25 protein-coding genes are annotated in these 24,190 nt (G+C 44.3%); 18 read left to right on the forward strand and 7 right to left on the reverse strand.

The features are described 5' to 3' along the window. Positions 1 to 27: 27 nt before the first annotated feature. From FE296_RS33360 to FE296_RS33375, 4 genes are all read right to left on the reverse strand, one after another. Complete coding sequence (locus FE296_RS33360; RefSeq protein WP_223868890.1) at positions 28 to 231, reverse strand: hypothetical protein; 204 nt, start codon at positions 229 to 231, stop codon at positions 28 to 30. Positions 232 to 279: 48 nt separating this feature from the next. Next, complete coding sequence (locus FE296_RS33365) at positions 280 to 606, reverse strand: hypothetical protein (RefSeq protein WP_223868891.1); 327 nt, start codon at positions 604 to 606, stop codon at positions 280 to 282. Positions 607 to 738: 132 nt separating this feature from the next. Continuing rightward, a complete protein-coding gene (locus FE296_RS33370; RefSeq protein WP_223868892.1) occupies positions 739 to 942 on the reverse strand; it encodes a hypothetical protein in 204 nt (67 codons plus the stop codon). Beyond that, positions 939 to 1,331 (reverse strand): hypothetical protein, encoded by a 393-nt coding sequence (locus tag FE296_RS33375; protein ID WP_223868893.1) that lies wholly within the window; start codon positions 1,329 to 1,331, stop codon positions 939 to 941. The genes FE296_RS33370 and FE296_RS33375 overlap by 4 nt, the downstream gene beginning before the upstream one ends. A gap of 394 nt (positions 1,332 to 1,725) precedes the next feature. Between FE296_RS33375 and FE296_RS15465 the strand changes: the two genes are divergently transcribed. The 7 genes from FE296_RS15465 (at position 1,726) to FE296_RS33390 (ending at position 6,446) form a co-directional block, all read left to right on the forward strand. Further along, the gene (locus FE296_RS15465) at positions 1,726 to 2,532 is read left to right on the forward strand and encodes a helix-turn-helix transcriptional regulator (RefSeq protein ID WP_223868894.1); all 807 of its coding nucleotides are present in this window, start codon (positions 1,726 to 1,728) and stop codon (positions 2,530 to 2,532) included. Positions 2,533 to 2,667: 135 nt separating this feature from the next. Further along, entirely contained in the window at positions 2,668 to 3,624 is a 957-nt protein-coding gene (locus tag FE296_RS15470) for an aldo/keto reductase (RefSeq protein ID WP_223868895.1), read from the forward strand. Positions 3,625 to 3,762: 138 nt separating this feature from the next. After that, positions 3,763 to 4,359 (forward strand): cupin domain-containing protein, encoded by a 597-nt coding sequence (locus FE296_RS15475; RefSeq protein WP_150365520.1) that lies wholly within the window; start codon positions 3,763 to 3,765, stop codon positions 4,357 to 4,359. Between the two features lie 138 nt (positions 4,360 to 4,497). Beyond that, complete coding sequence (locus tag FE296_RS15480; RefSeq protein ID WP_124116331.1) at positions 4,498 to 5,178, forward strand: hypothetical protein; 681 nt, start codon at positions 4,498 to 4,500, stop codon at positions 5,176 to 5,178. Between the two features lie 416 nt (positions 5,179 to 5,594). Next, the gene (locus FE296_RS33380) at positions 5,595 to 5,912 is read left to right on the forward strand and encodes a hypothetical protein (protein ID WP_223868896.1); all 318 of its coding nucleotides are present in this window, start codon (positions 5,595 to 5,597) and stop codon (positions 5,910 to 5,912) included. Then, positions 5,881 to 6,264: an ATP-binding protein gene (locus FE296_RS33385; RefSeq protein ID WP_223868897.1), complete on the forward strand. Its 384-nt coding sequence runs from the start codon at positions 5,881 to 5,883 to the stop codon at positions 6,262 to 6,264. The genes FE296_RS33380 and FE296_RS33385 overlap by 32 nt, the downstream gene beginning before the upstream one ends. After that, positions 6,258 to 6,446: a chemotaxis protein CheW gene (locus tag FE296_RS33390; protein ID WP_223868898.1), complete on the forward strand. Its 189-nt coding sequence runs from the start codon at positions 6,258 to 6,260 to the stop codon at positions 6,444 to 6,446. Before FE296_RS33385 ends, FE296_RS33390 begins: the two co-directional genes overlap by 7 nt. 97 nt (positions 6,447 to 6,543) lie before the next feature. On the opposite strand, the gene FE296_RS15490 is transcribed toward FE296_RS33390, so the two are convergent. Continuing rightward, the gene (locus FE296_RS15490; protein ID WP_076328475.1) at positions 6,544 to 7,428 is read right to left on the reverse strand and encodes a LysR family transcriptional regulator; all 885 of its coding nucleotides are present in this window, start codon (positions 7,426 to 7,428) and stop codon (positions 6,544 to 6,546) included. A 112-nt stretch (positions 7,429 to 7,540) separates the two neighbouring features. On the opposite strand from FE296_RS15490, the gene zwf reads away from it, so the two are divergent. The 4 genes from zwf (at position 7,541) to FE296_RS15510 (ending at position 12,590) form a co-directional block, all read left to right on the forward strand. Next, positions 7,541 to 9,064 (forward strand): glucose-6-phosphate dehydrogenase, encoded by a 1,524-nt coding sequence (zwf, locus tag FE296_RS15495; RefSeq protein ID WP_150365521.1) that lies wholly within the window; start codon positions 7,541 to 7,543, stop codon positions 9,062 to 9,064. 35 nt (positions 9,065 to 9,099) lie between these two features. Further along, positions 9,100 to 9,765 (forward strand): fructose-6-phosphate aldolase, encoded by a 666-nt coding sequence (gene fsa / locus FE296_RS15500; protein ID WP_091020607.1) that lies wholly within the window; start codon positions 9,100 to 9,102, stop codon positions 9,763 to 9,765. 60 nt (positions 9,766 to 9,825) lie between these two features. Next, the gene (gene gndA, locus FE296_RS15505) at positions 9,826 to 11,244 is read left to right on the forward strand and encodes an NADP-dependent phosphogluconate dehydrogenase (RefSeq protein WP_124116334.1); all 1,419 of its coding nucleotides are present in this window, start codon (positions 9,826 to 9,828) and stop codon (positions 11,242 to 11,244) included. Between the two features lie 245 nt (positions 11,245 to 11,489). Further along, complete coding sequence (locus tag FE296_RS15510; protein WP_150365522.1) at positions 11,490 to 12,590, forward strand: metallophosphoesterase; 1,101 nt, start codon at positions 11,490 to 11,492, stop codon at positions 12,588 to 12,590. 232 nt (positions 12,591 to 12,822) lie between these two features. Here FE296_RS15510 and FE296_RS15515 read toward each other — a convergent pair whose 3' ends face one another. After that, positions 12,823 to 13,845, reverse strand: coding sequence for a hypothetical protein (locus FE296_RS15515; RefSeq protein WP_150365523.1), 1,023 nt, complete (start codon positions 13,843 to 13,845; stop codon positions 12,823 to 12,825). A 271-nt stretch (positions 13,846 to 14,116) separates the two neighbouring features. Here FE296_RS15515 and licT point away from each other — a divergent pair, with 271 nt between their 5' ends. The 4 genes from licT (at position 14,117) to FE296_RS15535 (ending at position 19,269) form a co-directional block, all read left to right on the forward strand. Beyond that, on the forward strand, positions 14,117 to 14,971 hold the full coding sequence (gene licT, locus FE296_RS15520) for a BglG family transcription antiterminator LicT (protein WP_124116337.1): 855 nt from the start codon (positions 14,117 to 14,119) through the stop codon (positions 14,969 to 14,971). A 131-nt stretch (positions 14,972 to 15,102) separates the two neighbouring features. After that, positions 15,103 to 17,022, forward strand: a complete 1,920-nt coding sequence (locus FE296_RS15525) for a beta-glucoside-specific PTS transporter subunit IIABC (RefSeq protein WP_150365524.1) — start codon at positions 15,103 to 15,105, stop codon at positions 17,020 to 17,022. Positions 17,023 to 17,071: 49 nt separating this feature from the next. Next, a complete protein-coding gene (locus FE296_RS15530) occupies positions 17,072 to 18,535 on the forward strand; it encodes a glycoside hydrolase family 1 protein (protein WP_150365525.1) in 1,464 nt (487 codons plus the stop codon). Between the two features lie 167 nt (positions 18,536 to 18,702). Beyond that, the gene (locus FE296_RS15535; RefSeq protein ID WP_091020593.1) at positions 18,703 to 19,269 is read left to right on the forward strand and encodes a 5' nucleotidase, NT5C type; all 567 of its coding nucleotides are present in this window, start codon (positions 18,703 to 18,705) and stop codon (positions 19,267 to 19,269) included. Positions 19,270 to 19,282: 13 nt separating this feature from the next. Here FE296_RS15535 and FE296_RS15540 read toward each other — a convergent pair whose 3' ends face one another. Next, entirely contained in the window at positions 19,283 to 20,167 is an 885-nt protein-coding gene (locus tag FE296_RS15540) for an AraC family transcriptional regulator (protein WP_150365526.1), read from the reverse strand. Between the two features lie 101 nt (positions 20,168 to 20,268). On the opposite strand from FE296_RS15540, the gene FE296_RS15545 reads away from it, so the two are divergent. The 3 genes from FE296_RS15545 to FE296_RS15555 all read left to right on the forward strand — a co-directional run bounded on the left by FE296_RS15545 (position 20,269) and on the right by FE296_RS15555 (position 24,126). Then, positions 20,269 to 23,022 (forward strand): alpha-L-rhamnosidase, encoded by a 2,754-nt coding sequence (locus FE296_RS15545; protein WP_223868899.1) that lies wholly within the window; start codon positions 20,269 to 20,271, stop codon positions 23,020 to 23,022. Positions 23,023 to 23,138: 116 nt separating this feature from the next. Next, entirely contained in the window at positions 23,139 to 23,612 is a 474-nt protein-coding gene (locus FE296_RS15550) for a putative immunity protein (protein WP_150365528.1), read from the forward strand. Beyond that, the gene (locus FE296_RS15555) at positions 23,593 to 24,126 is read left to right on the forward strand and encodes a GNAT family N-acetyltransferase (RefSeq protein WP_190945254.1); all 534 of its coding nucleotides are present in this window, start codon (positions 23,593 to 23,595) and stop codon (positions 24,124 to 24,126) included. The genes FE296_RS15550 and FE296_RS15555 overlap by 20 nt, the downstream gene beginning before the upstream one ends. Positions 24,127 to 24,190 lie beyond the last annotated feature (64 nt).

Here is a 24,190-nt window from a genome sequence, read left to right on the forward strand (position 1 = left end):
TTCATAACAGGACCCTTTTTGCGTAAACTAGAAATCCCTCAAACGATCAAATACCTCATATAATTCCTCGTGATTGACCTTAATCAAATCATCTTGATGCAGTTCCAAATTCTCCTGTAACTGATTCAGTAACTCTGCTAGAACAACATAAATTTCTTCCCGCTCAACAGTTTCAATAAAGCCGGCCTTGGCATCCATCTTGTTGAAGGTCTGTGTGTAGTTCTCAGCCATGGAGACGAGCTGTTTGTGCACAGCTTCCTGATTGTTAAAATCTTGACTTTACTGACGTATTTCCTTCAAGCACTGCTTGTACAATTGAGCTGCTTTTTTGGCGTGAGCTGCCTTAATGTGGTCCAGCCCATCCCAATCCCGAAACGGATTGTTCAGGTTCTCCGCAAGCCATTCGGGTTTGCGTGCTTTGGTGATTTCCATATTAAGTCCGGCAGCAGCGAATTTTTTATATCTTGTTTTGATCGATTTGGCTGCATTCGCTGGCAGGCTGGTTAGCCACAGCGTAGCCAACTTCGGAAGTTGATCTGGATCAGGGGATTGTTCCCCATTAAAACCGAACAGGTCATATGTAGTGAAGGTTTGCAAATTTGCCAAATGCTGAATCGAATCTATATGGGATACATTGCCGGGTTTACCCCACAATCGTAACTCTGAAAGCTCAGGATAATACTGCACAAGTGGCTCCAGATTGAGTTCCGTGATATCTCTGATATACAGACCTGCAAGTCATGAGATACCCGTAACCTGTGGCAGGCCCGATGGAACATTGAGAGTGAGGCATTTACCGTCTTCATAAGCCGCGATACGCAGATCAGGAGACACCTCACCTGTAAAATTCAGGTTCTTCATCTTTGTGTTCAAAATTAACTCCTTCAACCCGCTGACATCCACAATAAATTTGGTCAGGTGACTGTTGCTGATATCGATCATCGTTTGACCATGATGTATGATATGAAGTTCATTAATGAACGGGTTGTCTCTATAAATGGAAAGATTGATTCCGTATATCCATCCATTTCAATATGTGTCAGACAAGGTAGTTTTGCGAGTTCGACTACATCTTCAGAAGATTTAGGGCTGAAATCATGGAGTGTACTCGTACTGCGCCGCATTACACGATCGCCAAACATGATTTCTTTGTCATCATCCGCAGCTTGTTTGAACTGTGCTCTTCGGATCGCATCGATACGTTCCCATTCGCGCTGGAGATAGAGACTTTCTCCGATCGGCCAGCCTCCGCGATAAGTATTCGTTTCCTCGGTGTAGAGAGGAGGGATGTTGCATGCAAGCACATACTGTGAAGGAACATGAGCACTCACGAAACTATGGGCAAGCGATCATGCCAGAAATAGAAGTTACAGATCAGCGGTTTCATCTGATGAAGCTGCATTTCAATAGGCAGTTGATCACCAGTCCAATCCAACTGAAGAACAGAGGCAAGCGTGTCGGAAGTTTTACCCTCGTTTCTTTCAGTCCAGCTACCTGGCAGGCTGTATATTGTTGTGATTTTTCGGCGTACACGCAGTACACATCTCCAACATTGGGGATCATGTTATGCTCCTTTCGTTCTGCACCATTCGATGCTAAGCTACTTGTAAACCAAGTATTCTGTAGAACTAATAATAGATGAAATATATCAAAGTCATTCAGAGACTACCATTTTGGGATAGAGTCGAATAGGCTTGAATACTTTTATAAAAAGGAACGATGTCTATGGATACAAGTATGAGCCGTAACAAAAAACTGGGTGAGTTTTTGAAATCACGGAGAAGCCGCATTCAACCGGAACAAGTTGGATTGTCAGGATCTTATGGACAGCGAAGAACACCTGGTCTACGGCGGGAAGAAGTAGCGGTATTGGCTGGTGTCAGTGCAACGTATTACACGTGGCTTGAACAAGGTAGGGAGTTGGCAGCTTCACGAGAAGTGATGCAGAGTATAGCGAATGCGCTCCGTTTAACCCTGGAAGAGAAGAGTCATCTATTTGACTTATGGGACCCTAATACGGAACATGAATTCCTTGCTTCGTATTCGCAACTGGAGCCAGGGTGGCAGAGCATTATTGGCCAGTTGACTCAGCCTTCCTTTATTACCAATGAACGTTCTGAGGTACTTGCCTGGAATGAAGCTGCAGATACGAACCTTTTCAACTTCTCGTCGATGAATATGAATGAGCGTCTAATGATGCGGATTTTATTTCTGGATACAGTGCTCAGGGAGCGTATGCACAACTGGGAGGAATTCGCGCGGCACTCGGTAGCCGTATTCCGTACGTATTATGACAAGTATCCGAGTGACCCCGAATTTAGCAGAATCGTGAAACAATTGAGTGAAGAAAGTGTAGACTTCCGAACGATCTGGAACCTGCACCAGGTTGAATTAAAACAAGTCAATCGTGTCCTGCTTGAAACGACGGATCGGGCAGATGGTGTTGTGCATGCATACGATATCTTTTCCATGAATAATCTGAACAGCCAATCAGGCATTCATTGTTGTATTTACGTTCCTGTTGCCATATAGAAAGTTAATCAAACTGGTACTTTCTTTACTAGCATAAACAGAGTGTGGTTGGGTTCTTGGTATTGAAATAGAATGAACTTAAGCTCAAACGTATCTATTTATCGTTTCTATTTTAATATGAAAAGAGGGAGCCTCATGCTCAAGACAAGAACGTTAGGCAATGACAAATTACGTATATCTGGGCTCGGCCTGGGTGTGATGATGATGCCGGATAATGACGAATCGGTACATACCATTCAGGGTGCGCTGGATGCAGGAGTTACCATGTTTGATACGGCGGATCTGTACGGAGAGTATGAAAAACAGCGATTTGGAGGGAATGAAAAGCTGCTTGGACGCGCGCTTCAAGGTCGAAGATCCAAGGCAATTGTTGCCACCAAATTTGGTATAACACACACGCAGGGCCCAAAGGGAGATCCAGCCTACATCAAAAAATCAGTAGATGCGAGTCTCTACAATCTGGGAATGGATTATATCGATCTGTATTATCAGCATCGTCCTGATCCGAATACACCCATTGAAGAGACGGTAGGCACCCTTGCCGATCTGGTTCAACAGGGGAAGATTCGATATATTGGTTTGTCCGAGGCACCGGTAGAGATCATTCGGCGTGCACATGCTGTTCATCCGATTACAGCGTTGCAGACGGAATATTCATTGTGGAGTCGAGAACTTGAGGATGAGATTATGCCTGTCCTGCATGAATTGAACATTGGCTTGGTTCCATACAGTCCATTGGGACGTGGCTTCCTGACTGGTCAGATCCGATCTATAGACGATTTGGCGGAAGATGATTATCGTCGTCACTATCCGCGTTTTCAAGGTGAGAACTTTCAGAAAAATTTGGAGGTTGTTGGATTGATCCAAGAGATGGCTAAGCAAAAAGGATGCACGGTCTCTCAACTTGCTCTGGCCTGGTTGCTTGGAAAGGGAGAACATATCGTTCCGATCCCGGGGACTCGGAACTTGGAAAGAGTTCACGAGAACTTAGGAGCGCTACAGGTTTCGCTTACGGATGATGAGATGAACCAGATCGATCGCATATCACCCCAGGGCATTGCAGCCGGAGGCAGATTCCCTGGTCAAGTCTAGTTTGTTTATACATGATTCTAAGAAACCTAATGTTCAGGATTAAAAACAATATATAACATGTGTCAACGGTATTATCTTTCTATTCTCCGGCATACAGTACAACAATGAGATGTATGCTCAAGGAGGAGAAATGATCGTATGATGAATCCGATTTTGCAAGCTCCAAATGTTCCGCTAGCTGCCGATTCCAATGCGGTTGTCAATTATCAGAGGGATGCACGCAACTATGTAACCCAGTTGTTTGGAGAACAGCTGCCGACCATTGCAAATGGTTTCTTCAACGTGTACTTAAGCAAAGGAATTATTGTACAGCCACACTGGCACACCAATGTCACGGAGATGGTTGTAGTTATCAGCGGTGAAATTACAGCGTCAGTCTTCAATCCGTTTACGCGTGAACGATTGACATATCGCCTGAAACCAGGTCAGGTTGTGGTATTTCCTAAAGGCTGGTTTCACTGGTTTGTCGCTGAGACAGAAGATGTATATTTATTAACTATTTTTGATCAACCAACGCCTGATATTGTGTTTGGAGCGGATTTCTTGGCAGCTACACCGCCGGAGGTGGCTCACCGCGCGTACTGTTTAGATGAAGAGGCATATGCGAGAGCTGTTGCATCTATTAAAAATGATGCCATTTTGGGCCCTCCAATAGGGTGTGATACGCAGGTTTCTGATCAATCGACTTCACCTTCCAAGACGTCTGTTTCACCATCCGATAAGCTGAAATCATAATTCAAAATTCCTTATTCATTATAATAAGTACAGAGCCTGTAACTGGAGAATAACAGTTGCAGGTTTTTTGACGTGTTGATGTAATAATCGTTAGTATAGTAATAGTATGAACATCCAACAAAAACGGAGGACTCATGAATGAACATGTCAGAAATGAAAACGCTTGAAACTGCAATGAGTTATGCACCTATTTTGATGTTTGACATAGCCGAACCTTTTTATCCTGATTTTGTTGGTATTTCTGTGTTGCATCAATCTGGGCCTTCACCATCGTTCAGAAGGGATATTAAGTTTCCGACCGAAGCAGTACAATACGTAATTGAATATGCAATCTGGTGGGATTATGAGATTGGACATCTGTATGAAATGGAGCATGTATGGGTTTATGTGGGCCATGACGGAGAGGTAGTAGACTGTGAAGCCAGCTTTCATGGGAAAGTGCTGCGCGGATTATTGAAGGAACGGGTCAATGTGGTTGGACATCATGTATGTCTGTACTCTCAGCCTGGCAAACATGCTTTCTCACCACTTCCAGTTGTATTTGAGTTATTGCCAAACCTGTATAGTGCAGCAGGTGCCGAAGCTGGATGTGATGGGCTACTTGTGAATGAGTTGTTTCAAGATTATTTTGAAACGAATGAACAGATCGATGCTCAGGTGGAGCGTTATCTGCAGACCAAAGCGTTTGTACCTACCATGGAGTTCGAAGAATATTTACTAAAACCGGAGATGTTCATGACGTGGGCTAATCTGTTTGATATTATTCCGCACAGGATTAAGGACCGCTTAATGGAACTGGAGCAGTTATATAACATATAAGTAATTAGTTTTAAACGGGTTTTATGTTAATTTTAAGTGTGTTTTTTCGCTTCAAAACCAAACTTTGTTGATTTGGTTTTGGTTTTTTTTTTTTTATGGGAAAATGGACTCAGTATGTGTAAGTATTTATTAGACTTAAGTCTTGAAATGTTGAGTGTGTACAGCGAAATACATAATTTTTACGCTGGAAAATGATATTTGTTAGACGTAAGACCTATACAACTTCTTATGTAAATATAAGAAGACCATATTACATGAAATTTTGTATGAAGATGTATGTGAAAGTCAATGCAGAATGTTGAATATACGTATATATGTAAGTGTAAAACGTCAAAGGACACACAACAGCTTAAGGCAGACCTCTGAAACAGAGCAAACGAAACAAAGCTTGCCTAACGTGAATACAACTGGCCCGGATGTTACCTATTGCTCAACTATTCAGTCGCTTCCCGAGATTGGTTCGTGACCTATCGCAGAAGCTTGGTAAGGATCTGGAACTAGTTATTCAAGGTGGAGAGACTGAGCTTGACCGGATGATTATTGAAGAATTGAGTGACCCACTGATCCATCTCATCCGTAACAGTGCTGATCATGGCATTGAAAGTGCAGAGGTTCGGGCGGAGAACGATAAGCCGTCCAAAGGACGTATTACCTTAACTTCGTTTCATGAAGAAAATCATGTTGTCATTCGTTATTCGGATGATGGCAAAGGTATCGAATGGCGAGAAGATTAAAGCTTCCGCCTTGGGCAAAGGTATCATTAGTGAGGAACAGGCTGCACGCCTAACAACACAGGAAGCTGTCCATCTCATATTTGAGCCCGGTTTCTCCACAGCTTCTTCTGTTAGTGAAGTATCGGGGCGCGGTGTTGGAATGGACATCGTGCGTAGTCAGATCGGGCGGCTCAACGGTATCATTGATATTGATACGGAGGTTGGTGTGGGCACCACGTTTACGATTCGTCTACCACTCACATTGGCGATTATTAAAGGTTTGTTAGTTAAAGTATCAGGTCGTGTGCTAATCTTGCCGATGTATAATGTTGCTGAGATTGTTCGAATTTCACCTGAAGTATTCAGATGGTGATTGTGCGTTCCGTTGATAAAATTGCAGCTTACGCGGTAGATGAGATTATAGGAAATCAGGAAGTCGTTATTAAGACGCTTGGTACGTATCTGGGAGCGATGAACCATCTATCTGGAGCAACGATCCTCGGTAATGGTAAGGTTGCCCTTATATTGGACGCGTCCTATCTGGTGAGTCTTTAATCGTTAGATAAACACAAACATTATGCAGGCCAAAGAGCCTCATCATCCATGACTGGATGGTGGGGCTCTTTGTTGTACCTTTTGACATTGTGGCCACTCAGGCTTTGAAAATGAGATCCATAAACCGGTTGGCAGCCAGAGAGATCGGCATATTTCGTTTGGTCATAATCCCCACATGGGAAGGGGGGAGCGGGACATCAAGCTGAATTTCGAAAAGAGAACCTTCCTCCAGCTCTTTGGATATAAATTCACGTGTGACATAGGAAATCCCCAGTCCTCGACGCGCAAACTCAATCAACAGATCAACGCTACCAACCTCAATCTCAGGTTTCAACGTGTAATTATAGCTGTTAAACAACTCGGTTATAGCCATTCGAACACGGCTGTTCCGGGAGAAGAGGATCAGTTGATGCTCCAGAAGCATCTCAAGTGTCATGACTTTACCCTTCAACTGAGCATAACGTTCTCCAGCTACAAAACAATCTTTTAACTGAATACTTTCCCTGACTTCAAGCTGTGGATCAACAATGGGCATCCGAACAACACCGAGATCAATCTTGCCTTCTTTCAGAAAGGTAATCACTTCCGGCGTAGTTCCATGACTCAGATGTAGCTTGATGTTAGGGTACAAAGTGTGGAATTCCTCTAGATACGCCAGCATGTAATGCTTGAACAGGGAGTCACTGCCACCAATCCGGAGTTCACCATTATCTAGATTCTTCAGTGCGGCCATTTTTTCTTCCGCAAGTGAGATCAGAATCTGGGATTGTTCAATATAGGAGTATAGACTGGCACCTTCCTGTGTCAACGCTACACCCTTGGAATTTCGATAAAACAAGGTAAGACCAAAGCTCTCTTCCAATTGCTTAATGGCATGACTGACGCTGGGTTGAGTGATATACAGTGCTTTCGCAGCCTGTGTCAAACTTCCCGTTTTGGCGGCCCAATAAAAGACTTTATATAGTTCGTAATTTGTTGTCATAGATGTGGTCTATAGCTCCTGTGAAATATATTAATTACTTGTATAGCTATAAAACGTATTATAGTGTAACTACAACAAAGAAACCAGAGTTACTTGGAAGGAGAACGGTGAGATGGAACCAACTACCATTGTTTTATTTGGTGCTACTGGCGATTTAGCCAAAAGAAAAATATATCCTGCCTTATATAACTTATATCTTGAGCAGAAGCTTCCTGAAACCTTCTCATTGATTGGTCTGGGGCGTAGAGAGTGGTCTGATGAATTCTTTCAGGCACAAGTGGAAAAATCATTAAATGAATTTTCCAGACGCCAAGCTGATCCTGAAGTTGTGAAGTCATTTGTGAAAGCTTTCCGCTACAGTGTATTGAATATAAGCCATAAGGAAGATTATATAAAGCTGTTGGGATTAGTTGAACAAAGAGAAGCTGAGCTTGGCATTCCGTCCAACCGCTTGTTTTATCTCTCGGTTGGTCCGGAATTCTTCGAACCGATTGCCGAGAACATTCAACAAAGTGGGCTGGGTTCCACAGAGGGCTGGAAACGTCTCGTCATTGAGAAGCCATTTGGTCACGACCTGCAGTCAGCTAGAGACCTTAATCGCAAATTAAGCGAATCGTTCACGGAGGAAGAGATTTATCGGATTGACCATTATTTGGGCAAACCGATGGTACAGCGCCTGGAGACGTTACATCAGAGTAACCCAATCATGAAGGCGTTATGGAACAACCGTTACATCTCCAATGTGCAAATTACGGCGAATGAGACTGTAGGTGTCGAAGAACGTGCATCCTATTATGATCATGTAGGTGCAGTGCGAGACATGTTCCAGAATCATATGTTGCAATTGCTCATGATGATGGCGATTCAGCTTCCATACAACAGTTCTTCCGAAAAAGTTGGATTGAAGAAAAAGCACATCATGGAATCGATCCAGCCGTTACAAAAGCAAACTGTGGGCGCAAACATCATCCGTGGACAGTATGCAGAAGGCAGCATTCAAGGTAAACCGGTAAATGCTTATACTGCTGAACCGGGTGTAGCCGAGAATACGATGAATGACACATTTATTGCTGCCAAATTGCAAATTGATGATTTCTTCTGGCGTGGTGTTCCGTTTTACATTCGCACGGGTAAAAGAATGAAGGAGAAATCAACACGTATCGTGATTGAATTCAAAGAACCTTCAGGACAGACAAATGTGCTGAAAAACAAGGGTTCCAAGCCAAACCTGCTCGTCATTGAGATGAGTCCGGATCAGAGTATGACATTGCAACTGAATGCAAGTGATCCTGAGAATAAAGGTGAATTCAAACCGGTTCATATCGATCTTTCTCCGGATAAAGGTGACCTTGCGGAAGCTTACGAGAATCTGATTCGTGATGCTTTGCTGGGAGATCCTACTTTCTTTGCCCACTGGGATGAAGTAGAATTGTCATGGGCATGGGTGCAACCCATTCTGGATGCATTCCAGGAAAATCTGCTGCCACTTCACCTGTATCCTGCAGGAAGTTATGGACCGACAGAATCAGATGTTATGCTTGAAGAAGATGGTCACCACTGGTGGTTTGATGAGCCGGCGGATCAGGAGTCTGTAGTTACAAATAGCATACCCTTGGCGGTTAATGCGAATCTCTAAACCATAAAAAAATTATATCTGGAGGTAATTAAATCATGAAATTTTTTATCGATACAGCTAACGTGGAAGATATCCAAAAAGCATACAAAATCGGTGTATTGTCTGGTGTAACAACAAACCCATCTTTGGTAGCCAAAGAAGGCGTGAAATTCGAAGATCGTATTGAAGAAATCTTGCGTTTGGTACCTGAAGTGGAGTCTGTTTCTGCGGAAGTGACACCAGATGCCCTTACTGCTGAAGATATGATTGCACAAGCGAACGAATTGATCAAAATTAACAACAGCGACAAAAACATTACGATCAAATTGCCAATGACACTTGCAGGACTTGAAGCTTGCCGTTACTTGACCAAAAAAGGTGTGAAAACCAACGTAACGTTGATCTTCACTGTGAATCAGGCGCTTCTGGCTGCTCGTGCTGGTGCGACATATGTATCTCCATTCCTGGGACGTCTTGATGATATCTCTGAGGATGGCGTACAATTGGTTACCAAAATTGCTGAATTGTTCCGTACACATAACCTAGATGCACAGATTATTGCGGCTTCCGTAAGACATCCGGATCACGTTACACGTGTAGCAATGGCGGGAGCACATATCGCAACCGTTCCATTCTCCGTCATTGAACAAATCTCCAAACACCCGCTGACAGATCAAGGTATGGACAAATTTGCCGCTGACTGGAAAAAAACAGTACAATAAACTATAACCATTCATTCGTTTTAACTTACTATATAAATAATGGAGTATTGGGAGGACATAATGAGTAAACAACAGATCGGTGTTATTGGATTGGCAGTAATGGGTAAAAACCTAGCTTTGAATATTGAAAGCAAAGGTTTCTCGGTATCGGTATTTAACCGTTCCCCGGAGAAAACGAACGATCTTCTGAAAGAAGCAGAAGGTAAAAACCTAACAGGTGCGTTCACTATTGAAGAATTCGTGGAATCCCTGGAGTCTCCGCGTAAAATTCTGATCATGGTGCAAGCAGGTAAAGCAACAGATGCAACGATCGAACAACTGCTTCCTCATCTGGATCAAGGCGACATTATTATCGATGGAGGTAATGCTTACTTCCCTGACACGCAACGTCGCAGTAAAGAACTGGAAGAAAAAGGTTTCCGCTTCATCGGAGCAGGTGTATCCGGTGGTGAAGAAGGCGCCCTGAAAGGCCCGGCAATCATGCCAGGTGGACAAGAAAGTGCTTATCAGTTGGTAGAACCGATTCTGACAGCTATCTCCGCTAAAGTCGGCGATGACGCTTGCAGCACATACATCGGACCAGACGGTGCCGGACACTATGTGAAAATGGTGCATAACGGTATCGAGTACGGAGACATGCAGTTGATTGGTGAAGCTTATCACTTGCTCAAATCCGTATTGAACGTTTCCGTTGAAGAGTTACATGAGATCTTTACGGAGTGGAATCAAGGGGAGCTGGACAGCTACCTGATCGAAATCACGGCAGATATCTTCTCCAAATACGATCCAGAAACAGGAAAACCAATGGTTGACGTTATTCTGGACGCGGCTGGACAAAAAGGAACAGGTAAATGGACAAGCCAAAGTGCGCTGGATCTCGGCGTTCCATTGTCCATGATTACGGAATCCGTATTCTCCCGTTTCCTGTCTGCCATGAAGGACGAGCGTGTAGCAGCTAGCAAAATCCTGAGTGGACCAGCAACTGAAGCATTCTCTGGCGACAAAAAAGCGTTCATCGAGAACGTGCGTAAAGCATTGTTTGCAAGTAAAATCGTATCCTATGCACAAGGATTTGCACAAATGCGTGCAGCTTCCGATGAATACGGCTGGGATCTGAAATACGGTAACATTGCCATGATCTTCCGTGGCGGCTGCATCATCCGTTCGCAGTTCTTGCAAAACATTAAAGAAGCATATGACAAAGATGCAGAACTCAAAAACCTGCTCTTGGATCCTTACTTCCAAAACATCGTTGAATCTTATCAAGGCGCATGGCGTGAAGTTATAGCGGCTGCTGTAAAACAAGGTATTCCAGTACCTGGATTCTCCAGCGCACTGTCTTATTATGACAGTTACCGTACAGAGCGTTTGCCAGCAAACTTGCTGCAAGCACAACGTGACTACTTCGGTGCTCACACATTCAAACGTGTGGACAAAGAAGGTTCATTCCACTTCCAGTGGATGGACACAAACGAGTAATTTTAATTCCGAAAATATAGCATTCCTGCAGTTGTCCTTGAATTTAACTATTCAGGGCGGCTGCGGGAATGCTTTTTCTCGTTTTGGTTCGAATTTGAATATCATCAAATTGTAATAAAATGTACGAATCTGGGTTTGGCAAACAGATGATCTGACTCATCAACTACGTTATACTTGTTCAGACGGACCTGTGTCCGTGATGAAAATTCAGAATACAACTTATTGACGTGGAGGTTAGACCGGGCATGTTTGTATTAGCAGGTATATTGTTTTTGGTCGTATACGGTTTATTAGTGTTCTACATAGGCTGGAGCGGTTGGAGTTGGATGAAACCAGTTGTGTCCGCCAGATTTCGATGGTTGTATATTATAGCGCTTGTATTCCTTGCCGTTTCCTTCATTCTGGCACGGGTATTTGGAAGCATCTCGTTCCTCGGTATCATCGGTTCTTACTGGCTGGCGATCTTTTCGTTGTTATTACTGATCCTGCCCGTCGTTCACCTTATGATGTGGTTGCTGAGATTAACCCGTATTCCTAGACATCACACACAGAAATGGGCGGGAGTCGTTACGCTGGTGTTATTAGTGTCCACATTAGGTTATGGAATTTATAACGCTTACAGCCCGGTAGTCAGAACATATAATATCCAGATTGATAAAAAAGTAGAAGGTGTAGACAAGCTCAACATTGTCATGGCTGCCGATATGCACTTCGGACTTCTGTCTGGTCCTGCACATGCCAAACGCATGGTGGAGGAGATTAATGCATTGAAGCCGGACCTGGTGCTGTATCCTGGAGATATTATTGATGACAATCTGGATATGTACCTCAATAGCGGAATTGCCGATATTATCAGTGATATTCAGGCCCCATACGGCGTCTATGCTTCTCTCGGGAATCACGATAAGTTCGATGGTCCGATTGAAGATCTGATTGCTGCGCTGGAGAAGAGCAACATGCAAGTTCTGTACGATAACAAAATCGTTTTGGATGACAAGATCACTCTGATTGGACGGAAAGACCGAACAGAGAAGGATCGCGCAGAAGTAGCTACGTTAATGCAAGGTACTGACTTGAGCCAACCGGTACTAATGATGGATCATCAGCCGTATGATCTGGATATTGCGGAGCAAAACAATGTAGATCTGGTCGTATCTGGTCACACCCACCGTGGACAGATTGCGCCTGCTCAGTTCATCACACAGGCGATTTACGAGAATGATTGGGGTTATCTGCAAAAAGGTTCTATGCACTCCATCGTAACCTCAGGATTTGGCTTCTGGGGACCTCCAATTCGTACTAGTAGCCGTTCGGAGATTGTACAAATTAATGTGACCTTCCAATAATGATGAAAAGCCCTTCGAGAGAAGGGCTGCCTTATAAGCACGTCAAGCGTAGATTGATGATACCGGCTCCGCTTATATGATGACAAGATCAAATCGACTGTCGTCATAAAAGCGGAGTATTTCTTATGCAATTTTAAATGGGTGCTGAATGATTAAGGAGTTCATATTAACATAAGGCAGCTCGATGTCCCGGAAATCGGAGCTTCAAGCCGCCTGTTTTTTATTATGTAAGTTAGTCTCTTACCCCTTTTGAAGGAATAGCTTCAAACGAATAAAATGCGCCTTTTGTATTGATTTTACCGATAAGCGTTGTGGCTCCTTTTTTCGTGAAGGTGTATTCGTTTTCTTGGATACGAACGGAATAACCTTTTAGCTCAATACCAAATATAGATCTGACTGTAGGTACAGCGATGGATAGTGCTTTGTTTTTGCTGAGCTTGGGCTTCGCAAAAGACTTTTTGAAATCAGCATCATTTTTCCAGTTGATACCTAGTTCGTTGGTGACTTTCCATACCTTTCCGGTCTTGCTGCCGATATGCACGTAATTTAGATTGTCGTCATCCCTATACTGCCATAACATATCTTTTCCTTCTACGGTAAATAAGGTGTAATCAAAAGCTTTTACTGAGGGTATTCCAAGTGTTTTGAGTGAATTTCGTGCTATGTTTGTCATCCAGGCATAGGAATCATCGATTTTATATTGCAGAATTGCCGACATTTGATTACCTTTATCCACATCGATGTAAAGTTGTTGACTTGGTCCAAAGATGACCCAGTAGTTTTGAAGTAAATGTCCATGTTCCGGATCATTGGCTTTGAAACGCCAGAAACCACCTTTAATGAAGATATCTTCATCTTCAAATGTTTTTAGGAAGGCATCAAGCTTCAGGCGCAGCGCATTATCCATGACTTTATTCAGATCAGCGTTATCATACATGATATGGGTGGACGCGACACGATTTGTATCAGGATCGTATGTTTGTGTGAAATAGGCGAACCCGGTTCCATCAATAGTTCCGTTAATGACCCATGGATCAAATGATGTGTCTATTGTGGTGAATTGAATGTTCTGTTTCCCCACGAGTTTAACTAGTTCATCACTCAAAAGTTGTTGTGTCTTCCGATCCAGCTGGTCAGCGGACTTGTAATTCTCTATTAACGAGAGTTCATTGGATTTTGCGGCCAAGGTGGGCGGAGCTGATAACAATAGCGAGATGGCAGCAATGACGGCGGTAAACGAAGTGATTTTTTTCAAAGTGAATCCTCCTGAATAGTATGGGTCATATTATTAAATATCAAAGGATATATCTCATTTCAACATAACATAGAAGGTAAATGTTGCATATGTTCTAAAAAAGTGGAATAGAGCGGTAGTATTTTGGGTTGACACCGTTTTCAGGTTATGATAAATTATATCCGAGGCTTGTTACCGGTAATGCGGGCAAAACCACTATGGAAATGATTTTATTATTTCTGTTTTGGTTTTGCCCTTTTTTATTCCTCAAAAAAAACCAGGTGGGTCCATAATGATTATTAAACAGATATTTAATAACAATATTGTCAGTACCGTGGATGACAAAAATCAGGAACTGCTGATCCTCGGCCGGGGTATCGGATTTAAGTTCAAAGCAGGCGATGAGATTGATGAAGAGCGGATTGAGAAGGTATTTCGTCTTCAGGATGCATCGATCTATGAGAAATTCAAATCCATCGTAGCTGAAGTGCCGATTGAGATTCTGCAGGCAACAGATGATATTGTGACACTGGCACGAACGCAATTGAACAAAACCATCAGTGACGGGATCTACGTCTCGCTGTCTGATCACATTCACTTTGCTGTTCAGCGCTTGGAAAAAGGAATGATTACTCGTAATCCACTTTCTTGGGAAGTTCAGCACTTCTATAAGGCGGAGTATGATGTGGCCAGAGAAGCACTGACCTTGCTGAAGGAAAGACTGGATATTGAGTTTCCCAAAGATGAAATCTGTAATATTGCCTTGCATTTCATCAATGCGGAAGTCAATGATTCCATGAACGATGTCACTCATCTGATGCAGCTGTTGCAGGAGATTATGAATATCATCAAGTATCACTTCAACGTCGAATTGGATGAAGATAGCGTCAACTATTTCCGCTTCATCACCCATTTGAAATATTTCTGTCAGCGTGTCATTACACATTCTTCACATGATGATGCTGAGGAGTATTTATATGAAGTGGTTCGGAAAAACTATCCGGAGACATTCAAGTGTATTGGCAAGATCGAGACTTTTATCCATAAGAACTATCAGTATGACATGACTCACTCGGAGCAGTTATATCTAACGCTCCATTTGGAACGTCTGATGAAAACCAAGCGGGACGAGAAGTCCACGCGATAGTATGAAATTACAACTGTATACCCTATGGGCTTGTTACTGTTCAATCAGGCAATACCCGAATGAGATGGCGCCACATTTTGCGCTATATTCGTTCGGGTATTTTTTATTGGAAAAATGAGGAGGAAAACATCATGAAACATCAGGAAACGGCGCAGGAAATTATTAAAGCCGTTGGGGGAACAAACAATATTAACTCAGTTTATCACTGCGTCACACGTTTGCGCTTTGATCTAAAAGACAACGAGAAAGTTGACAACGGCTCACTCAAGAAACTGGATAAGGTCATGGGCACGAATATTTCCGGCGATCAATTCCAAGTCATTATCGGTAATGATGTGGCAAAAGTATTCGATGCCATGGTGAAGGAAAATCCGGCAATCCAGCAAAGTGCAGAAAACAAAGAGCCAAAGTCGGATAAAAAACAAAATGTCGTGCTGAAAATTTTTGAAACAATCGCAGGTGTCTTTGCCCCAATGCTTCCAGCGATTACTGCGGCAGGTATGCTCAAAGGATTACTTGCACTATTCGTGTCCGTAGGTTGGATGTCCGCCGGAACGGATACGTATCGTATTCTTTCAGCCATCGGTGACGGCGTATTCCATTACCTGCCTTTACTGATAGCAGTCAGCGCTGCTCGTAAATTTGGCAGTAACCCGTTTGTTGCGATTGCACTAGGTACAGCACTCATGTATCCAGACATGACAGCATTGTTATCTAGCGGTGAATCGGTTGGATTCTTGGGAATCCCGGTTACAGCAGTAAGTTATGCTTCATCGGTTATCCCGATTCTTCTTGCAGTATGGTTGATGTCCTATGTTGAGAAATGGGTTGACCGCGTTATCCCTGCTGCACTCAAGCTATTGCTTGTGCCGCTGATTACCTTACTTGTTATGGTTCCGGTAACGCTGATTGCGATCGGTCCATTGGGTACATTTGTAGGTAGCGGATTGTCTGGCGGCATCAACTGGCTGTTGAATGAAGGCGGATTGATTGCAGGTATTGTTCTTGGCGGTGCGATGGCGCTCATTATTATGACAGGAATGCACTATGCACTTGTGCCGATCATCCTGAGTAATATCGCTACACTGGGCTTTGATAAATTCTTGCCACTGACCTTTATCTCCAATATGGGTCAGGCTGGTGCGACACTCGGCGTATTCTTCCGGGCAAAAGATAAAAAACTCAAAACCGTGGCATTATCAACGAGCTTCACGGCACTCATGGGTGTAACGGAGCCGGCTATGTACGGGGTTAACATGAAGTATAAAAAACCATTTGCCGCAGCCATGATTGGTAGTGCAGTGGGTGGCGGATTCGCCCTTGCTTTTGGCGCGAAAGCGTATGTACTTGCGGGTAACGGTGGTCTCCCAGGACTTCCTTCCCTGATCGGACAGACATTCTGGTATTCCTTTGGGGGGATGATTTTGGCCTTTATCGTGGGTGCAATCATGTCTACGATATTTGGTATTAAGGAAGAAGAAGGAGACGCAGAGGCGTTAGCTCAATTCTCACCAGGTGCTTCTTCTGCACCAGCGAAAGTAACTTCCAATAACGCCGCAACCGTGAACGTGGAAGACATGGGCGATCCAACACCAACGAGTGATGCAGTAGCTGTTGCACCGATGACAGGTAAATCCATCCCGCTCAAAGAAGTCAACGATCCAACATTCGGTGATGAATTGATGGGGAAAGGTGTGGCATTTGTTCCAACGGTGGGCGAATTGGTATCTCCAGTGACAGGTACCATCATGAATGTGTTCAAAACAAAACATGCGATCGTTGTCCGCAGTGATAACGGAATGGAATTGTTGATTCATGTTGGAATTAACACGGTGAAGCTGCGTGGGCAGTACTTCGATGCACATGTTGCTACAGGAGCACGTGTACAAGCAGGAGACAAGTTACTCACATTTGAACTGGCCGAGATTGCAAAAGAATACGATATTACAACCGCTATGGTTGTTACCAATACGGCAGATTACAAGCAGGTTCTACCTGTGAAATTGGGCGAAATCACAATGGGTGAAGACGTCTTGAAAGCTGAAATCTAGACTGTCCGTCTTAGGACTAACAATATCAACTAAAGAAGGAGAGATACGAATGATTAATCGACAAGGGTTTCCGGAAGGTTTTCTATGGGGCGGCGCTATTGCCGCCAACCAGGCTGAAGGTGGATTCGACGCTGGCGGCAAAGGATGGTCGACGGCCGACATGGTTCCTTATTTTGAGAAAAAGGACTACACCAACCTTAGAGAACTGATGCATGTTACCAGTGCGACGGTTGAGAAAGCAATGGCACATCATAGCGCGGAAGGTTATCCGAAGCGTTACGGGATTGATTTTTATCACCGTTTCAAAGAGGATATTGCATTGTTCGCCGAGCTGGGCTTCAAGACATTCCGACTGTCCATCAACTGGCCGCGTATTTTCCCGAATGGTTATGATGCCGAGCCAAATGAAGAGGGATTGCGTTTCTATGACGAAGTGTTCGATGAACTCCGGAAATACGATATCGAACCACTGGTAACCCTCTCGCATTATGAGATGCCTATGGCACTTGTACTGAAATATAACGGCTGGGCTGGCCGTGAAGTGATTGGACATTTTGTGAGATATGCGGAAACCGTAATGACCCGGTACAAAGACAAAGTAAAATACTGGTTGACGTTTAATGAGATTAACACGACCATTATTGAACCGTTCACAGGCGGAGGTATTATTGAAGACCGGGTGGAGAATACGATGCAGGCTTCCTATCAGGCACTTCACCATCAATTTGTAGCCAGCAGCCTGGTAACAGAAAAAGCACGCCAGATTAACCCGAACTTCCAGATCGGATGTATGCTTGCACGCATGATTCACTACCCGGCGACATCGAAGCCAGAGGATGTGCTGCAAGCACAGATCGATAACCAGCTGAACCTGCTGCATACGGATGTACAAGTTCGTGGTAGTTACCCAACATTCATGGCTCGGTACTGGGCAGAGAACGGGATTACCATTGCCATGGAACCGGGGGATGAACAGATCCTGCGTGAGCACACAGTTGACTTCATCTCATTCAGTTATTACACATCCTTGGTGTCCGCAGTGAACCCAGAGGAATATGGAGTGACGGGTGGTAACCTGTACAGTACAATTAAGAACCCGAATCTGGAGCGTACGGAGTGGGGCTGGCAGCTTGATCCGATCGGTCTGCGCGTTGCATTGAAAGAACTGTATGATCGTTACCAATTGCCATTGTTTGTGGTGGAGAATGGACTTGGCGCGAAAGATACGGTTGAAGCAGACGGTTCCATCAACGATGATTATCGTATTGATTATCTGAGAAAACATATTACACAAATGAAAGAAGCCGTTATGGATGGTGTGGACCTCATGGGGTATACCAACTGGGGAGCGATTGATATTATCAGCGCATCCACTTCGGAAATGTCCAAGCGTTATGGCGTGATCTACGTGGATCAGGACGACAACGGACAGGGAACATTGAATCGGTATAAGAAAAAGAGCTTTGGCTGGTACCAAAAAGTCATTGCCTCGAATGGCGAGAACTTGGAATAGATTAATCTAAATAGGCACCCCAGGCGTAGCTAGTGTTACGCATCGGGGTGCCTATTTAATATCATCTCGCAGGATTCTCATCAGCGCTAATGGCACTTCAAGGTAAAAAGGATGACTTCATAACATACTGAATGGTATACTGTGATCGTATTGGGGGAGGGATAACCATGAAAAAGCCTATTATTGCTGTAGATATGGATGACACGATATGTCATCTGGTCAAGCGGGCTATTTATCACAACAACCTCAACTTCCCGACCCATCCGTTGCGGTATGAGGATATGATTCATTGGGATACATCCCATTTGCGTCATCCAGAGAGCACGCACGATGTATTTTATGGTCGGCCGGGTCTGTTCGAGGAATTGGAATTATATGACGAGTATGTTGTAGATGAGATGCGAAAGCTGAACGATGCTTATGATGTCATTGTCGTGACGGCAGCAGAACCAAAAACAGTCGTTGAGAAGTGGAACTGGCTTCAACAGCACATGCCTTTTATAACCGCTGAACAGTTTATTACATGCAAACGAAAAAACTTGCTCGGATTCGATCTGCTCATTGATGATGGAGCACATAACCTGATTCCCGCGCATGAGGACGGCAAAAAGGTTATCTGTATCCCGCATCCGTGGAATATACAGGAGCGTGAGCGATACAACTTTCCGTTGATGTCTTCATGGAAAGAAGCCAAGGCATACATAGATGAAGTGTTACAGGTTGTTAGTGTCTGAAAGTTAGTTAACCTTATTGTCCAGAGCGCAGTGCTCTGGATTTTTTGCGATAGGCGAGAGGTGTTTCGCCTGTTATTTTTTTGAATGCGGCATAGAATGAATCCATATCCCGATATCCGACGAGCTCTGCAATCAGGCTGACTTTGTGCTGTGAATTCTTTAGAATTTCGCAGCTTTTTTGTATGCGCAGATGTTGCAGGTGGCCGCTAAAGGTCTGTCCGGTATACCGAAGAAACATTCGTCCAATTTGCTTCTCGCTCCAGCCCGATACACGGACCAGATCAGACATCCGAATACGATTGCTTACGTGTTGTTTGAGATAATGAAGAATGTAATCAAAACCGGTGGAATGATTCTCTACATCATGTTCCTTTTGATAAAGTTGTCTGTAGGTTATCAATACCAGCTGGCTCACCAGGGTGTATAACATGGTAGAGGAACCGATTCCCGGAACGGAGGATTCACGGTACAGCTTCACCATTAGTTCTTCAATCCGGTCGTTCTGATCCACAAGGGAAATATAAGGAACCTGATTTTGTGCCAGATTCATCAGATGTTGTATGATTTCTTTTTCCTGAATGATGGCTGTCAGCGTGTTGATCAATTCAGCATTAAACAGACAATTATATATAATTAATGGATGCTCGGTTACGTTTGTGCTCACAGGACGAAAGACATGAGGAACACCAACAGGAATGACAAACAGCATGCCTTTCTTCACGGGAATGACATCTTCACCGATATGATGAAAGCCCCTTCCTTCGGAGACATAGCTATATTCAATAAATTCATGTGCGTGAAAAGGAAGCACAAAATCTTCAGAGCAACGATTGACAAAAAGTTGCAGATGATTATGCAGAAAGTATTCGCTTTTCATAAGTTGTACAGATGAATTCACAAGCAACCTCCTCGCACAGATGGCTGAATCACCGGATGAAATAGTCCTGATAACCGGGTATTTAGGGCAACAGGATCGATATAATTATATCGTAACCCCGAATGGGAAGCCAAGATGGAAAGGACGATCTGCTAATGTTCAACGTGAGTCACCTTCGCTGTGAGTATAGAATCAATCCGATAGGCCTTGATGTCAAATCACCGAGATTAAGCTGGCAGTTACAGTCTGATCGTCGAAACTGCAGGCAATCCGCATACCAGATCCAGCTGTCCCTGTCAGAAGATTTTGATGAGATTGCATGGGATTCTGGCAAGATAAACACGGATCAATCCATACATGTGGAATTAAACCATTTTCAGCCTTCCCCGCAAACACGATACTACCACCGGATTCGGGCATGGGATGATGCAGGAAGTGATTCGGGTTGGTCCGAAACGGCTTATTTCGAGATGGGACTTATGGATCGTTATAACAAGTGGCAAGCAGAATGGATCACAGCTCAACCATCAGATGATGGAGATACGTCATGCCCGCGTATGCGCAAGCAGTTTAATGTGAAACAACCTGTTACGTCTGCCAGAATATATGTGACAGCACTTGGATTATACGAGTTGCATATGAACAACACAAGAGTAGGAGAAGATTATTTTACACCTGGTTGGACCTCTTATTGTAAGCGATTACAATATCAAACCTATGATGTTACTCACTTGCTTCAAAATGGACAGAATATATTGGGCGCATATCTTGGAGATGGCTGGTATCGGGGATATCTTGGCTGGAACAAAGAACGGGAGGTATTTGGTTCAACGTCCGCATTGCTGCTGGAACTGCATATGAAATACGCAGATGGATCGGAGGAATGGATTTTATCTGGTGGGGATTGGACCGCTGCTTCAAGTGCCATTCGTATGTCGGACATCTATATGGGAGAGACGTATGATGCACGAATGGAGTCGGATTGGTCGGATTCATCTCAGACGAATTGGGTACCTGTGAACGTACTGGATCATCCCAAAGATATCATCGTTGCGCAGGAGAATGTACCCGTCACTCAAGTAGAACAGCTACAGCCAACCGCTTTGTTAACAACCCCACAGGGAGATCGTGTAATAGATATGGGGCAGAATATGGTGGGATGGGTGAGATTCAGCATTCAAGGTGAGATCGGTCAGACGGTTGAGCTGCACCATGCTGAGATATTGGATCATGAAGGCAACTTCTACACCGATAATCTTCGCTCCGCCAAGCAGTGTATTCGCTATACGTGCAAGGGGGATGAAGTAGAAACATTTGAACCGCATTTTACGTTCCAAGGGTTCCGTTATGTGAAGCTGGTTGGCTTCCCGGAACACGTTTGTCTGGATGAATTCACCGGAATAGTGCTGCACTCGAATATGGAGCAAACAGGTCAGTTCTCATGCTCCAGTCCACTGGTGAAACAACTGCATCACAATATATTGTGGGGGCAAAAAGGGAATTTCCTTGATGTGCCGACAGACTGTCCACAGAGGGATGAACGGCTTGGATGGACTGGCGATGCACAGATGTTTGTCCGCACGTCTTCCTACCTGATGAATACGGCACCCTTCTTCACAAAATGGTTGCGGGATCTGGCAGCGGATCAGGGAGAAGATGGAGGTATTCCATTCTTCGTTCCGGATCTGAGAAGTTCCACGTCGGAAGGATGGGGTGACACCAGTCATTCCTCCGCCGCTTGGGGTGATGCAGCAGTCATCTGTCCATGGACCATCTATGAGATGTATGGGGATGCCAGATTACTGGCCGAGCAATATGAGAGTATGAAGCGGTGGATCGAGTACATTCACGTGCAGGGTGACAATCCGAATCTGTGGAACACGGGATTCCACTTTGGCGATTGGCTGGGACTGGATTCCAAGCCTGATAGTTATGTTGGCGCAACGGACACGGATTATGTGGCAACTGCATTTTATGCCTATTCGGTTTCGTTAACTCAAAAAGCAGCTGAGGCACTTGGAAAGACAGATGATGCTGAATATTACAAGCAGTTGCATACAAACATTGTTCATGCGTTTCGAAATGAATTCGTCACTCCCGCCGGCAAAATTGCTGTTCCCACGCAAACAGCGCATGTTCTCGCGCTGCAATTTGACCTGCTGGATGGTATTGCCCGAACTCGCGCTGTCGAACAATTGGCAAAACTCGTGAAAGAGGCGGGCAATCATCTTACCACAGGTTTCGTGGGCACACCTTATCTGAATCCGGTATTGAGTGATGCGGGTCTTCACGACCTGGCTTATACATTACTTTTTCAAGAGGATTATCCGTCCTGGCTATATCAGGTGACTCAAGGCGCAACGACGGTCTGGGAACATTGGGATGGGATCAAAGAGGATGGCAGTCTCTGGAGTGCTGATATGAACTCATTTAACCACTATGCGTACGGTGCGATTGGGGAATGGTTGTATCGTTATGTTGCTGGCATCCGGTCCGATGAACATCAGCCAGGATTCCGAATGGTGCATATCGATCCGCAACCCGGACCTGGACTGGATTGGGTGGAAGCAAGTTTGGAGACGATGTATGGTCAAGTTGCTTCAAGCTGGCACCGGCTGGCGGAGAGTGAAATGGAGATTCGGGTGCATATTCCCGCCAATACGAGAGGTACGGTTCGTCTTCCTGGAGCAGGTGCACAGATCGTTCTAGAGCAAGGAAAACCGTTGGATCAGATAAGTGGAATTCAGGATATTCAAAACATTGGAGACGATGTTGAAGTCACACTTGGATCTGGGAGTTACCAATTCACGTACATGTACAGAGATATGAACAAGGAACGAGATATTCAACAGCCTACATTGACAGAGTCCGTATAATGATAGAATAAGTGGTAAGATGTACAGTTGAAGAGGATCTGCACACACGCAGGTCCTTTTTTCGAACTTGTCTGAGAGTAAATTTGTAGTTTTTGAACAATGAAAGGAGCACGACCATGGCAAAACCTGCATTCAAAGATGCGCCTTTGCGTCGCGAAATAGAGAATCTGGCTAAGCAACAGGATCACCATACATTGGCCTGTTGGGCTGCGGAGTGTGCGGCACGTGTCTTGCATATATTTGAGAAAAAGACGGAGGATCTCCGCGCCCGTGATGCCATTGATGCAGGAAGAGGTTGGATCCGTGGGGAAATTGCCATGGTTGATGCTCGTAAGGCGGCTTTTGCAGCTCATGCTGCTGCACGAGAATTGGATAATGTCACTGCCTCTTCTGCATCTCGTGCGGCGGGACACGCAGCTGCAACGGCCCATGTGAAAGGCCATGCGGTGCATGCCGCAACGTATGCAGTGAAAGCTATCTTTTATGACTGTTTGATGGAAGAGCAAGAACGTCGTGTCCTGGAAGAGAGAACGTGGCAATATCAATATCTGTTGGGAGGATGTAGTGATCATGGTGAAAGAAAACGTTAGATTAATTAAACCATCCCGAGTGTATAAGGATGCATATTTGGAATTTTATGAAGACTGGGTCAGAAGTGGAGAGTTGAAGGTACCGTGGGTCATTTCCAAAGATCCTTCTGCGTTTGATGAGATGTTGGCGTTTTTGCAGCGCAATGAACAAGGAATCGACATCCCGGAAGGCTGGGTCAAAGACAGTACATACTGGCTGGTCACGGAGAGTCAACAAATTGTGGGTGCCGTCAATATAAGGCATGAGCTTAACGACAAATTGTTCAACAGTGGAGGGCATGTTGGATATGGTATTCGTCCAGGAGAGCGGCAAAGTGGCTATGGTTCCGAAATTCTCAGGCTTTCTTTGGAGAAAACAAGAGAGCTAGGAATCTCTAAAGTATTGGTTGTATGCGATGCGGTTAATGAGCCTTCCAGAAGGATTATTCTTCGTAATGGTGGCATCAAGGATGCAGACTATGTAGAATCCAATGGCAACGTTGTTGAACGATTCTGGATAGAAAATGTCGAATAATGCAGAATAATGCTGTAATATAACGAAAATAATATGCATTATGATTGTATTACCCTCGCGTGCT

It is taken from the genome of Paenibacillus sp. UASWS1643, assembly GCF_008693195.1.
GTDB lineage: Bacteria > Bacillota > Bacilli > Paenibacillales > Paenibacillaceae > Paenibacillus > Paenibacillus amylolyticus_B.